The organism is Vreelandella sp. L-15, from assembly GCF_056857635.1.
In genome coordinates this window covers 14,078-27,649 of the sequence record NZ_JBSXNN010000079.1, presented here as the reverse complement: position 1 = coordinate 27,649, position 13,572 = coordinate 14,078, and the positions used below count along the sequence as shown (strand labels likewise).

Here is a 13,572-nt window from a genome sequence, read left to right as displayed (position 1 = left end):
CTTCCTTTGGTCGTACCGCTGTCAACGAAAGCCCACCATACTTACCATAACCCACTGATTCAAAAAGCTAACTTTCTTTTTTTCGCTCTCCTGGAGCGTGATCAGGATAATCAGACTGGTCGTCTGGCGAGGCACTTTGTACAAAACTGTCATCACTTGTGCAAGCGCTCACCTGCTCAGGCGGGCTCTCAGCCGCCACTTTTTCGCTGTGTTCAGCGTCTTTTTGTGCCGAATCTTCCAGCTTCTCTAAGGTCTCTTCCGCCTTATTGGCCCAACGCCGCAGCTTGCCCGCTAGCTCGCTGGCCATGGGCTTTAACTGTTGAGTGAAGTCGGCGTCGTAATCATCCAAACCATCGCGCACATTGTAGTTACCGGTGGCCCAGAGCCTACGCAGGGCACGGCGGCGCAGCGCAGCACTGACGCCAGGCACCATAAAGGCGCTGAAGTCGCTGCCTGCAGGCAAGGTGTCTGGGTCGGGCAACGTGTGGTCCAGGCTGCCCGGCAGGGGCGGAGCTGCGGCCTCTTGCTCGCCTACCGCTGAGGAGGAGGCATCTATGCCCTCAGACTCAGGCGCGTGCGTCTCCACTTCCAACTGAGGCTCTATCGGCTCCACCGGCTGACTGTCATCACTCTCATGTTCAATGCCGCGCTTTTTACGCGACCAGCGCTCCAAACGGCTCACTGTGGCTGCTCCTTGGTCGGGATCTCTTTGCCACGCCCGGCCCCTTTGCGTTTTTTCTTGCGGGTTTCCACCGGCGCTTCACCGTGGCGCGCGAGATAGTGCTCTATCCACACCTGAATCGCCATCGGCATCGCAGCTTCTAATACTTGCTGCTCGCCATCCAGCCAGCCTGCGGCCACATCCTGGCTGGCGGTGATCGCATCGGGCTTCGGGGTTTGCCCGGTGAACCCGGCACGCACGAACAGGCGCGGCGTCGGCGCGGTGAGGTTAAATCGATAGGCGGCTCGCTCGGTCATATAGAGCTGCAGGTTGAGTACGCACTCCCCTTGGTCCCCCGGCACCAGCTCGGCAATGCGCCACTGGGTCAGCGTGAAACTGCGCACCTGCTTGGGCTCGGCGACTAAGGTAACGCTTAATGCGCGTAAACTATCACTCATGGGTTTCACCACCTTAGACCTTGAACGGGTAGACAAGTAAGCCTTTTGAGCGCCATCATCGTCAACTCAGACTATTTTACTCAACTATTATGATCTTGTGCGCCGTGTTTGCGTCAGCCACACAGCGTTTTGGTATCAGTGAGGATTGCGGATGCCCGCCCTTCAGTTAAGCCGAGCCCGCTTACCGGCCACGACCACCATTGATGTCATGGATGCCTACGGCGACACCCGCCCCCAGGCCATTGCCGCCGAGCGTGCACTCACGGTGTATCTTAACAAGCGTGAAATTGTCACCCTGATGACGCTGGGCGATGACCCCGAGGCACTAGTGGTAGGCTACCTGCGCAACCAGGGGCTATTAAGAAGCGTCGAGGACTTAACCGCCGTTCAAGTCGATTGGGAAGTAGAGGCTGCGGTGATCGTTACCCGCCACCTGCCTGATGATTTGGAAGCGCGCCTTAGCACGCGCACCGTCACAACGGGCTGCGGCCAGGGCACGGTGTTTGGTAAACTGTTGGAGCAAACTTCTCTCACAACGCTGCCTGAGACACCGCTGGCCCAATCGACGCTCTATCAACTGTTGACCAATTTGAACACCTATAATGACACCTACCGCAGCGCGGGCGCGGTACACGGCTGCGCGCTGTGCCACCAAGCTCAGGTGTTGGATTTCGTCGAAGACGTGGGCCGCCACAACGCCGTGGACACACTGGCGGGTCGCCAGTGGCTTAACCAAGCTGATAGCCGTAGCGCCGATATTTTCTACACCACGGGCCGGCTAACATCGGAAATGGTGCTAAAAGTCGCGCAAATGGGCATTAGCGTACTGGTATCGCGTTCAGGCGTGACACAAAAAGGCGTAGAGCTGGCCGAACGTTTCGGCGTGATGCTGCTTGCCCGTGCGAAGGGGAAAGGCTTCCAAGCCATTAACGCCGCTGGCCGCTTGACGCTGGACGCGATTCCCCCCAAGCCGCCGAGCGCGCGCTCGTCCAAGGAGGCAGGCATATGATCACCAAGCACGAACTGACTGGCATGATCCTCGCGGGCGGAGAAGGCCGTCGCATGGGTGGCCGTGATAAGGGCCTAGAGCCATTTGCCGGACTGCCGCTGGTGGCACACACCGTCAAGCGTTTCGAAGGCCAGGTACATGAGCTGGTGATTAACGCCAACCGTAATAGCGATGCGTATGCGCTGTTTGCCGACCGTGTGATTGAAGATGCCGAAGGCGGCTTTAAAGGCCCGCTGATGGGTATTTACAGCGGCCTGCGTGCGGCTCAAACTCCGTGGCTGCTGGTCGCACCCTGCGACTCCCCTGCACTGCCCCACGATTTGGTGGCGCGCATGGTCGCAGGTATTACCCAGGAGGGTGTCGAGCACGATATCGCCGTGGCGTTTGATGGCGAGCGCCTGCACCCCGTCGTCGCGCTGCTGCGTACGTCGCTGGCCGACGACCTGGCCGCCACCCTGGCCGAAGGCGAACGCAAAATCGACCGCTGGTACGCTCGCCACGCCTGGTGCCGAGTGGATATGTCCGACTGCCCTGAAGCGTTCGCCAACCTCAATACTGAAGAGGAGAAATCCCGCTTGGAGCTGGCACTGACAACGCCTTCCCAGGAGACGCCATGAGCCTGTCGTGTTTTGAGCTAGGCGAGCAGATGCTCAGCGTCGATGCCGCCCGCGATGCGCTGATGACGCTGGTTGAGAAATCGGTAGCGGTAGAACAGGTGGCAATAGGCAGCGCCTACGGACGCAGGCTGGCGACTGATATCACTGCGCCTATTAGCGTGCCACAGAATACCAATGCGGCGATGGATGGCGTTGCCTTGTCCTGGCCCAAAGAGCCACCCTACACCACACATATTCAGATCGTAGGTGATGCCTTCGCCGGGCAAGCGTTTGAGGGTGAGGTGCCCTCTGGCCAGTGCGTACGCATCACCACCGGCGCGCCGCTGCCCAGCGGCACCGATACGGTGGTTATGCGTGAGCAGCTCATTGAGGGCGACGACAGCGTCACCATCGATGCGCCAGAGCGGGTCAGTTTTGGGCAGCACGTACGCCAAGCCGGAGAAGATATTGCCAAAGGGGCCGTTGCATTGACGGCGGGCACACGGCTGGATGCTGCCAGCATGGGGCTGGTGGCCTCGTTAGGCTATGCCGAGGTCGACGTATACCAGCGCCCTAAGGTCGCGATTTTTTCTACCGGCAACGAAGTCACGCCACCGGGAGAGCCGCTCCCCAGCGCCGGGATCTACGACACCAACCGCTTTACCTTAATCGGCATGCTTAGCGAGCAAGGCGCCGAGGTGGTGGATTTAGGTATTCTGCCCGACGACCCGCGCGCCATTGAGCAAGCGCTTGCGGAAGCAGCGGCGCAGTGTGACCTTGTGATTACCAGCGGCGGCGTGTCCTTGGGCCACGCGGACTACACCCGCGACGCGCTGGAAAAACTTGGACGGCTGGCCTTTTGGCGGGTGGCGCTACGCCCTGGCCGCCCGATGGCCTGCGGCCAACTGAGTGACTCCCGCACGCCGTTTGTGGGCTTACCCGGTAATCCGGTGGCGGTGATGGTTACTTTCAGCCAGTTTGTGGTGCCGCTTTTGCAACGACTGCAGGGGCAGCTGCCTTTTCCGCCCTTACGACTCACAGCGATTGCCCAAACACCGCTAAAAAGCCGCCTGAAGCGCACCGACTTTCTACGTGGCATTTATACTTGTAATGAGCAGGGCGTGCTACATGTGCGCAGCACAGGTGCCCAGGGTTCGGGTATTTTGACTTCCATGGTGATGGCCAACTGCTTAATTGAACTTAGCGATGACCAAGCAGACGCTCAACCAGGCGAGGCGGTCTGCATTCAACCCATAACGAGCTGGCAATGACCGAACAACTGATTGACGATTTTGGCCGCCGTGTCCGCTATGTACGCATCTCCGTGACGGACCGCTGCGACTTCCGATGCGTGTACTGCATGAGCGAGGAGATGACGTTTCTCCCCCGCGCGCAAGTGCTCACGCTGGAAGAGCTCGCCATGGTGGCGCGCGCCTTCACCGAGCTTGGCGTCGAGAAGATCCGCCTGACCGGCGGCGAACCGCTAGTGCGCAAAGGGATTGAGCAACTGGTGGACGAGATTGGCGCCCTACCGGGGCTGGACGATTTCACCATGACCACCAACGGCGCTAGCCTGCGCAAGCACGCCAAGCGGCTATATGACGGTGGCCTACGTCGGCTCAACATTAGCCTGGACTCCCTCGACCCCGAGCGCTTTAAGCAACTTACGCGCACCGGCGACTTAGCCAAAGTGATCGACGGTATCCACGCCGCCAAAGAGGCGGGCTTCAAGCGCATCAAGCTGAACGCGGTAATCTTGAAAGGGCGTAACGAAGACGAAGTGCTCGACTTGGTGACCTTTGCCCGTCAGGAGGGCCTCGATATTAGCTTTATCGAGGAGATGCCGCTGGGCGATGTGTCCGACCACTCCCGAGCAGAGACCTTCTACTCCAGCGACGACGTTCAGGCATTGATCGAAACACGCTACCCGCTGATGCCCACCACAGAGAGCACACCAGGGCCGTCGCGCTACTTCAAAATGGCCGATAGCGACAGTCGGGTGGGCTTTATCTCGCCCCACAGCCACAACTTCTGCGATAGTTGCAACCGCGTCCGGGTCACCGTGGAAGGTCGCCTGCTGCTCTGCCTAGGGAATGAACACTCAGTGGACCTGCGCGCCGTATTGCGCCGCCATCCTGGCGATATGCAGGCGCTCAAAACCGCCATTATCAATGCGCTGCCGCTCAAGCCCGAACGCCACCACTTCACCACCGATGGCGACGTGCAGGTGGTGCGTTTTATGAACATGACCGGAGGTTAACCGTTGGCAGCCGCTTCACGCGTTCCCGTTCACATCGTCACCGGCTTTTTAGGTAGCGGCAAAACCACGCTTATCCACAGCCTGATCGAGCAAAAGCCTGTGGATGAGAAGTGGGCGATTTTGGTCAACGAATTTGGTCAGATCGGCATTGATCAAGCGATGTTTGATGCCCGCGATGATGTGGTGGTAAAAGGCTTGCCCGGCGGCTGCCTATGCTGCCAGCTGGCGTTTGTGCTTCAGGCGGCGCTGGTCAATTTATTAGCGCGCAGCAAGCCCGACCGGGTGATTATCGAGCCATCGGGCCTTGGCCATCCGGCGGGGTTATTAGATTTACTGCGCGGCGAGGCGTTTCAAGACGTGGTGGCGGTGCAGGATATCATCGCCACGCTTGACCCACGCCGATTGGATGAAGCCCGCGTGCGTGAGCACGACACGTTTCAGGACCAGCTAAATATGGCTGACGCCATCGCTATCACCATGGGCGAGCAGGCAAGCAGCGCCCAGCATCAACAAGCGCAGCAGTTTATCGGCACGCTATGGCCGGCCCGTAAATGGGTGTACACCGTTGAGGAAGGGGGGCTGCCGGTGTCGCTCATCTTGGACAGCGGCCAGGCGCGCCAACAAGATCAGCCTGCGATGCCTGCCGAGCATCAGGCTCTGGCAGCCAGCCCTAGCCTAGAGGGGGCTTTTTTCGATTTTCCGCCCCCTGCTGGCCAGCCCCAACAGCAAACCGCCACTGCCCTGGGTTACACCAGCACGGGCCTGCGGTGGCACCCTACCGAGCGATTCGACCTCGACCATCTCGCCCATTGTGTTGGCGAGCTGCCCGCTACGGCGCGGGTAAAGGGAGTGTTCCACACCACCGACGGCTGGAAACGGTTCAACCGCGCAGACGGCGCGCTCAGCGTTGCCAGCAGCGCCTGGCGGCAGGACTCACGGCTTGAGGTGATTACCCCCGAGAGCTTTGAGCACGCCGCGCTGATCGCGGCGTTACTCATCAAGCTGCATGCCTCACGCGTAGGACTGAGCTAGCACGGCTGCTTCAATGTCATTAACGGACACCGGCCGTCCGAACAGATAGCCCTGAAAGGCGTGACAGCCATGGGCCATCAGCCACGCCTGCTGCGCTTCCACTTCCACCCCCTCGGCAATCACATCCAGGTTTAAGCTCTTCGCCAGGGCAATGGTACTTTCCACAATCGCCGCGTTTGCTTTGCTCTCGAGCACTTGCTGCACAAAGGATTGGTCAATTTTCAGCTGGTCCAACGGCAGTTGGGCCAAGTAAGCCAGCGACGAGTAGCCGGTGCCGAAGTCGTCCAGCGAGAAACGAACGCCCAAGGCTTTTAGACTGAGCATTTTATCGCGTGCATCGTCACGCGCCTCTACAAACAGAGTTTCAGTGACTTCTAATTTCAGCTGCTCTAGCGGCGCTTGAGTACGCTGAAATACCTGCTCGACCCGCTGTAGAAAGTTGTTCTCGCGGAATTGTAATGGGCTGATGTTCACCGAAATCGTGAGCCTATCCAGCAGCGGCGAACCTGCCCACTGGGCTAACTGCTGGCAAGCCTCTTCCAGCACCCACTCCCCGACATCATTAATCAGCCCTGTGCTCTCTAGCAGCGGTATAAACTCGCCCGGCGAGACTAACCCACGCTCAGGGTGCTGCCAGCGCAGTAGGGCTTCAACGCCTATTAATCTACCCCGACGATCAACCTGAGGTTGGTAATGCAGCCGCCATTGCTGATGCTCAAGCGCTTGGCGAAGCTCCGACTCTAGTTTTACCTTAGCTAGCAGTTTTGCCTGCATGGAAGGGTCAAAAAAGCGCACTGCTCGTCGGCCGCTGGCTTTCGCTTGAGAAAGTGCCATATCTCCCTGTTGAAGATAGTCGTCTGCGCTGCGCTGGCTATCTGCGATGATCGTAATACCTACGCTAGCGGTGACTAACGCACTCTCCTCCCCCACGCTGATCGGCTCATCCAGCGCCACCAGCAGCTTATACGCGATATATTTAGCCAGTTGCTGAGTTTGCCGTGGGCTACCATCAATCCCTTCGATCAGCACCGCAAACTCGTCGCTTCCCAACCTTGCCAAGGTGTCGGTATCTCGCAGCATTCGCCCAAAGCGCCGGGCAACACTTTGCAACAGCTGGTCGCCCGCATGGTGGCCTAGGGTATCGTTAACATGATTAAAGTTATCAATATCGATCAGGATTAACGCGCCGCAGCGCTGATGACGGTTAAGCTCTTTTAACGCTGTACCAATACGATCAATAAACAGTCGACGGTTAGCAAAGCCGGTTAACGGGTCATAAAAGGCAAGCTGGTGGATCTCCTCCTCGGCCGCTTTACGCTCACTAATATCGCTCATGGTCGCCACGTAGTGGGTCAATTCACCGCCGTGGCCATACACCGCGCTAATGGTCAGCCACTCAGGAAACAGCTCGCCGTTTTTGCGCTGATTCCAGATCTCCCCTTCCCAGTTACCCGTTGCCATAACGCTACGCCACAGCCGACGATAAAACGCAGCGTTATGGTGGCCGGAACTAAACATACGCGGGTTTTTGCCAATCATCTCCTCATCGCTGTAACCGGTAATACGCTTAAAAGTATCATTAACCTTCAGGATATTGCCCCGCGCATCGGTCACCATAATGCCTAAATGCGCCTGGAATGCCGCAGCGGCGATTTGCAGTTCAGCCTCGGCTTGCTTCGCGTCGGTAATATCGCGGGTCACAGAAAGCACTCCTTCAAAGTATTTTGCTTTGCTTGCCAAGGGGCTAACAGTGGCATGAAAGTAACGTTGCTGTTGGCCTAGCATCAGCGGGTATTCAAACGTCGCCACCTGACGGGTTTGCTGAACTTGATGAAAGATGGCGTCAAAGGTGTTTGCCAACGCGGGGGGCAACACCTGCTGATAGTGCAATCCTAGCGCTTGCTGGCTACCCAAGAGTAGCTTGTCCTTTGCGATGGCATGGATAACAGTGGAAGATACACCACCGCGACTCTATGGGCGCAATGCCAGGATAGTGACGCTTCGCTTTTTTGATGTATATCAATTTTTTGTTAAACGCAATGCAGCCCCCCCCTTTTTTCCTGATCAAGAGACAGTTATGGCATCACTAGGCCAAATGAGCGACTACGAAATACGCCTGATCCGCATTTTTAAGACGGTCGTTGAGTGCGGCGGTTTTACCGCTGCGGAAACCACCTTGGGGATTAGTCGCTCGGCCATTAGCCAGCATATGAACGACCTGGAGGGGCGTCTGGGGTTTTCCCTCTGTCAGCGAGGACGCGGCGGATTCAGCCTAACAGAAGAGGGGAAAGAGATTTATCAGGCAGGGCTAACGCTGCTTACGGCGCTGGAGACCTTTAAAAGCGACGTTAACGCGCTGCATCACACTATCAAAGGCGAATTGAATATCGGTATTACCGATAACCTCGTCACGCTACCCGCCATGGATGTGACCCATGCATTGGCAGCACTCACCGCCCCTCATCACGAGGTAACGGTCCATATTCATATGGAGCCATCGGACGCGGTGATTCGCGGCGTGATGGATGGTCACCTGCATGTGGGGGTAGTGCCTGCGGTGAATTTGCCCACCAGTTTAGAAACACGGCTGTTGTACGACGAACCTTCTTACTTATACTGCTCCGCCGAACATCCCCTGTTCAGCGTGCCCGATGAGGCATTGAGCCTTGCACAAATCGCCAGCCACCCGGCGATTCGCCCGCGCTACCCCCTACCTGATGCTGCACGCCAAGCCCACGAAGCACTCAACCTACAGGCTTCTGCCTCGGACCGAGAAGGGGCCGCCTTTCTGATTTTGACCGGACGCTTTATGGGCTTTCTACCCGAACATGTCGCCGAGCAGTGGGTGGCAGCTGGCAAGATGCGCGCGCTTCACACCGCTACTCAGCACTACCGCATCCCGTTTGTACTGATTACCCGCCATGACCGCCGCCCCAACCGCGTGGTGGATGCGTTTTTGGGGTTTATCAGTGGGGGGGGCTAAGCCTGACAAAGCTCGGCTAATTGCCGAGCTTTGTCATACAGCCACTATCATCGACAGCCGATCAGGATTGCTCTGTCACCTCGCTGGCCATCACTGGCGCAGGCCCCGCCTTTGGAGATGACGCCAATACCTGGCTTGCGACGTAGTAAACAATCGCCCCCAGCGCGGAGCCAGTGAACCAGCCGTAGTCATAGAACCAGTTCATCGTGCCGGTTAACAGTGACAGTAAGGTCAGCACAACAGGAACCCCGAAAGCGATAAAACCGGCCATGTTGACCGCAGGATAGGCGTGACTATCCAGGTACAGGCTGGGTACATCCAGGCGCTGCTTTTTAATCAGGAAGTAGTCCACCGCCATAATGCCCGCAATGGGGCCTAACAGACTGGAGTAACCCAGCAGCCAATTGGAGTACATCTGCTCAAGAGACACTCCAGGAGGAATGATGCCTGCCTTTTGTAACAGGTCATAGCCCATCAGCAGCACTCCCACCGCACCGGTTATCAGCACGCCACGCGTCTGGTTGATCACTTTTGGCGCTATGTTCTGAAAATCATTGGTAGGTGAGACGATATTAGAAGCGGTGTTGGTCGAAATAGTGGCAATAATGATCAATAACATCGCCATAATGACCCAGAAGGGGCTGTCGATATAACCGATTAACCTCACCGGATCTGCAACGGTTTGCCCTACTAGCGATTCAGACGCAGCGGTTAGCACAACCCCAAGGGCAGCAAAGAAGAACATCGTCAGCGGTAGACCAATAATTTGACCTGCAATTTGATCTTTTTGGCTTTTGGCAAAGCGGCTGAAGTCAGGAATATTTAGTGAGAGAGTCGCCCAAAAACCCACCATGGCGGTCAAACCGGCAAAGAAATAACCATAAACGGAAGCCCCCTCAGGGCGCGATGGCGGTTGAGCCAGCAGCTCGGTCATCGACATATGCGGCCACGCCCACATCATCAGGCCAACGCCTACGGCCAACAGCAGCGGTGCAGCCAGCGTTTCCAGCCACTTAATCGACTCCGCTCCGCGAATGACCACATACAGGTTCATCGCGCCGAAAACAAAAAAGCCAATCACCTCCCCCACGCCACCCAAAGCAGCCCAGGCAGGAATTAGCTCCGACAGCAGCAAATGGATAGCTAAACCACCAAACATGGTTTGAATGCCGAACCAGCCGCAGCCCACCAGCGCACGTACTAGGCACGGCACATTCGAGCCCAAAATACCGAAGGATGAGCGCAATACCACCGGAAAAGGAATCCCGAACTTAGTGCCAGGAAAGGCATTCAGCGTCAGTGGAATCAGTACGATGACGTTGGCCAGCAGGATGGCAAAGAGCGCCTCCCCCACGCTCAAGCCGAAGTAGGCGGTTAGCACCCCACCCAGCGTATACGTGGGCACGCAGATCGACATCCCCACCCATAGCGCCGCGATATTCCACTTACTCCAGGTACGCTCACTTGCCTGGGTAGGTGCAATATCTTTATTGAAGCGGGGACTATTACGCACGTCCTCACCAACATTAAGTTCAATCAACCCCTCTCTGTCTACCATCTGGGTTCTTGAGCCAGTCATTTTATTCTCCTCAGCAGCGACATTGCCGACCGCAGGTACGGGTTCAGCTTTTGTCGCAGCAATAAGCATGCCTAAACTGAAGACAGGATCGTTAACTTATTGAACAAAAAGCTGACTTGATCGACAGATAGGCAGTCACTACCTACGCGCTTGTTATTGTTTTCGCCAATGTATAGCAAACCCACTAAAAACCTTAGTTCGTTAAAAAAATATTGCACCATAAAAGCACCATAAAAAGTGCACAAACCAGTCAATGAAAAATCAAATTACTGATTTTAAAAGAATTTAAAAACCACCAAATATGTGCAAACACTCACTAAATTAGCAAAAAAAGATCACATAAAAAATAAAAACAAATAAAATCAATTGGTTAATAGATAGCCGCACACCCCATAAAAAAACCTTGAAAAGTGACTACGTAAAGGTCTATGTTCAAAAAGCTGTCAAATATGACAACTTTTACTCATAACAATAAACATTTGGCTTTAAGCCGATGTCACTACACGCCAAGCGACCGCCGTATTTGCTAATCCGTATTAGCAATACATGGTTTTACCTGACCGTTAATCACCGTTATGCGCTAGCAGACGGTTGGTGCGTATGACACGAGAGGGCTTTGTATGCAGAAGATGAAAATCGGCCTGGTTCAAATGGGCCTAAAAACCAGTACCGACCTGGAACCCGCCGCTATTCGAGACACAATGAACGAAGCGCATCTGCCGCTGATAAAACAAGCCGCTGAACAAGGTGTGCAAGTACTGTGCTTCCAGGAAGTGTTTAATCAACCCTACTTTTGCCCCAGCCAGGACAGCAAATGGTACGCCGCTGCCGAGCGGGTGCCGGAAGGCCCCACCTGCCAGATGATGCAGAAGCTCGCCGCCGAACACCGTATGGTGATCATCGTCCCTATCTATGAAGAGACCGAGACCGGCGTTTACTACAACACGGCAGCGGTGTTCGACGCTGACGGTAGCTATCTGGGCAAATACCACAAAACACACATTCCCCAAGTGGCTGGCTTTTGGGAAAAATTCTTCTTTAAGCCTGGCCAATCTAACTGGCCGGTGTTCGATACCGCCTACGGCAAGATCGGCGTGTATATCTGCTATGACCGCCACTTCCCTGAAGGCTGGCGAGCACTGGCCCTTAACGGTGCCGAAGTGATCTTCAACCCCTCCGCGACTGTGGCCGGGCTATCCCAATATTTATGGGAGCTTGAACAACCCGCCTCGGCCGCCGCTAACGGCTGCTTCATCGCTGCCATCAACCGCGTGGGCAGCGAAGCGCCTTGGAATATCGGCGACTTTTACGGCTCCAGCTACATCGTTAACCCACGCGGCAAAATCGAAGCCCAGGCCAGCGAAACGGAAGACGAGCTGCTGGTACACGAGATCGATTTAGACATGGTGCGCGAGGTGCGCAACAACTGGCAGTTCTTCCGTGACCGCCGCCCGGAAACCTACACCCGCTTAACCGACGGCGAATAAGCCCCTCAGTCAATTATCCCAGGAGTGAATCATGAGTTTATTGATCAAGGGCGGCACCGTCGTCACCCACGCCGACACCCACCGCGCTGACGTGCTCTGCGTCGATGGAAAAATCCACGCCATTGGCACCGATTTAGACGTGCCGGAAGGCTGCGAGATTGTCGATGCCAGCCACCAATTGGTGATGCCCGGCGGTATCGACCCCCACACCCATATGCAGATGCCGTTTATGGGTGCGGTGGCCAGCGAAGATTTCTACACCGGCACCGCCGCGGCTATGGCAGGGGGCACCACGACCATCATCGACTTTGTGATCCCAAGCCCCGGCCAGTCGCTGCTGGAAGCGTTTAACACCTGGCAAGGCTGGGCCGAAAAAGCCGCCACCGATTTCGCTTTCCACGTGGCGATTACCTGGTGGGATGAGAGCGTCAAAGAAGAGATGGGGACGCTGGTGCGGGAGCACGGCGTTAACAGCTTCAAGCACTTCATGGCCTACAAGGGCGCGATCATGGCCACCGACGATATCCTGGTGGAGAGTTTTTCCCGCTGCTTGGAGCTGGGTGCAGTACCCACCGTTCACGCAGAAAACGGCGAGCTGGTCTACCACATGCAGCAAAAGCTGCTCGCCCAGGGGATGACCGGGCCAGAAGCGCATCCGCTTTCCCGACCACCTCAGGTGGAAGGCGAAGCCGCCAGCCGGGCGATTCGTATTGCCAGCACCCTGGGGGCGCCGGTTTATTTGGTACACGTTTCCACCAAGGACGCGGTGGACGAAATCGCCTACGCCCGCCAGCAGGGCCACCCGGTATTTGGCGAGTGCTTAGCGGGCCATCTAGTGATCGACGACAGCGTTTATCAAAACCCCGACTGGGCAACGGCGGCTGCCCATGTGATGAGTCCGCCCTTCCGCCCTAAGGGTCATCAGGAAGCGCTGTGGCACGGCCTTCAATCTGGAAACCTGCAAACCACCGCCACCGACCACTGCTGCTTCTGCGAAGAGCAAAAGGCCGCTGGGAAAGATGACTTCACCAAGATCCCCAACGGCACCGCAGGCGTGGAAGACCGCCTGGCCGTGCTGTGGGACGAAGGCGTGAATACCGGCAAGCTATCGCCCCAAGAGTTTGTCGCGGTCACCTCTACCAATACCGCCAAAATCTTCAACCTCTACCCGCGCAAGGGGGCGATCCAAGTGGGCTCCGATGCTGACATCGTGGTGTGGGACCCGAACGGTACGCGCACGATCTCCGCGAAAACTCACCATCAGAACGTCGACTTCAACATCTTCGAGGGCAAAACGGTGCGCGGCATTGCTCGCCACACCATTAGCCAGGGCAAGTGGACATGGCGGGACGGTGAACTCCATGCCGAGCGCGGCGCAGGGCGCTACTTAAAGCGCCCCGCCTACCCCGGCGTGTTCGAGCTGCTCGCAAAACGTGCCGAGCTGAATGCACCCGTGGCGGTAACTCGCTAATCCCAGCACCTACGAAGAACAGAGCAATGGAGAAAC

At 56.7% G+C, this 13,572-nt stretch carries 11 protein-coding genes and 1 pseudogene; 8 read left to right on the top strand and 4 right to left on the bottom strand.

Annotation, left to right across the window (positions count from 1 at the left end; genetic code table 11):
• Positions 1 to 67: 67 nt before the first annotated feature.
• Both AC13CY_RS11575 and AC13CY_RS11570 read right to left on the bottom strand, forming a co-directional pair.
• Positions 68 to 682, bottom strand: a complete 615-nt coding sequence (locus AC13CY_RS11575) for a DUF3306 domain-containing protein (RefSeq protein ID WP_253028053.1) — start codon at positions 680 to 682, stop codon at positions 68 to 70.
• Entirely contained in the window at positions 679 to 1,119 is a 441-nt protein-coding gene (locus AC13CY_RS11570; RefSeq protein ID WP_253028054.1) for a DUF3305 domain-containing protein, read from the bottom strand. Before AC13CY_RS11570 ends, AC13CY_RS11575 begins: the two co-directional genes overlap by 4 nt.
• Before the next feature lie 151 nt (positions 1,120 to 1,270).
• On the opposite strand from AC13CY_RS11570, the gene AC13CY_RS11565 reads away from it, so the two are divergent.
• Genes AC13CY_RS11565 through AC13CY_RS11545 form a run of 5 tightly spaced genes read left to right on the top strand, consistent with a single transcriptional unit; the run spans position 1,271 to position 6,016 of the window.
• Positions 1,271 to 2,128, top strand: coding sequence for a formate dehydrogenase accessory sulfurtransferase FdhD (locus AC13CY_RS11565; RefSeq protein WP_427720554.1), 858 nt, complete (start codon positions 1,271 to 1,273; stop codon positions 2,126 to 2,128).
• Positions 2,125 to 2,745 (top strand): molybdenum cofactor guanylyltransferase MobA, encoded by a 621-nt coding sequence (gene mobA, locus AC13CY_RS11560; RefSeq protein ID WP_483052538.1) that lies wholly within the window; start codon positions 2,125 to 2,127, stop codon positions 2,743 to 2,745. Before AC13CY_RS11565 ends, mobA begins: the two co-directional genes overlap by 4 nt.
• Entirely contained in the window at positions 2,742 to 3,995 is a 1,254-nt protein-coding gene (moeA, locus tag AC13CY_RS11555) for a molybdopterin molybdotransferase MoeA (RefSeq protein WP_483052537.1), read from the top strand. The genes mobA and moeA overlap by 4 nt, the downstream gene beginning before the upstream one ends.
• Entirely contained in the window at positions 3,992 to 4,984 is a 993-nt protein-coding gene (moaA, locus tag AC13CY_RS11550) for a GTP 3',8-cyclase MoaA (protein WP_074211432.1), read from the top strand. Before moeA ends, moaA begins: the two co-directional genes overlap by 4 nt.
• A 3-nt stretch (positions 4,985 to 4,987) precedes the next feature.
• Positions 4,988 to 6,016 carry a CobW family GTP-binding protein gene (locus AC13CY_RS11545; protein WP_483052536.1) on the top strand — a complete coding sequence of 343 codons (1,029 nt, stop codon included), beginning with the start codon at positions 4,988 to 4,990 and terminating at the stop codon, positions 6,014 to 6,016.
• Here the strand turns inward: AC13CY_RS11545 and AC13CY_RS11540 are convergent.
• A pseudogene (locus AC13CY_RS11540) lies at positions 5,996 to 7,930 on the bottom strand (putative bifunctional diguanylate cyclase/phosphodiesterase); the annotation flags it as partial. The gene AC13CY_RS11545 and the pseudogene AC13CY_RS11540 sit on opposite strands and share 21 nt — an antisense overlap.
• Before the next feature lie 163 nt (positions 7,931 to 8,093).
• Here AC13CY_RS11540 and AC13CY_RS11535 point away from each other — a divergent pair.
• Positions 8,094 to 8,999 (top strand): LysR family transcriptional regulator, encoded by a 906-nt coding sequence (locus AC13CY_RS11535; protein WP_062360936.1) that lies wholly within the window; start codon positions 8,094 to 8,096, stop codon positions 8,997 to 8,999.
• A gap of 61 nt (positions 9,000 to 9,060) precedes the next feature.
• Here AC13CY_RS11535 and AC13CY_RS11530 read toward each other — a convergent pair whose 3' ends face one another.
• Entirely contained in the window at positions 9,061 to 10,578 is a 1,518-nt protein-coding gene (locus tag AC13CY_RS11530; protein ID WP_058578183.1) for an NCS1 family nucleobase:cation symporter-1, read from the bottom strand.
• A 620-nt stretch (positions 10,579 to 11,198) separates the two neighbouring features.
• On the opposite strand from AC13CY_RS11530, the gene AC13CY_RS11525 reads away from it, so the two are divergent.
• Together AC13CY_RS11525 and hydA are read left to right on the top strand one after the other, a co-directional pair.
• Entirely contained in the window at positions 11,199 to 12,065 is an 867-nt protein-coding gene (locus AC13CY_RS11525; RefSeq protein ID WP_058578145.1) for a nitrilase-related carbon-nitrogen hydrolase, read from the top strand.
• Positions 12,066 to 12,096: 31 nt separating this feature from the next.
• Positions 12,097 to 13,536 carry a dihydropyrimidinase gene (gene hydA, locus AC13CY_RS11520; RefSeq protein ID WP_058578144.1) on the top strand — a complete coding sequence of 480 codons (1,440 nt, stop codon included), beginning with the start codon at positions 12,097 to 12,099 and terminating at the stop codon, positions 13,534 to 13,536.
• The last annotated feature ends 36 nt before the right edge of the window (positions 13,537 to 13,572 follow it).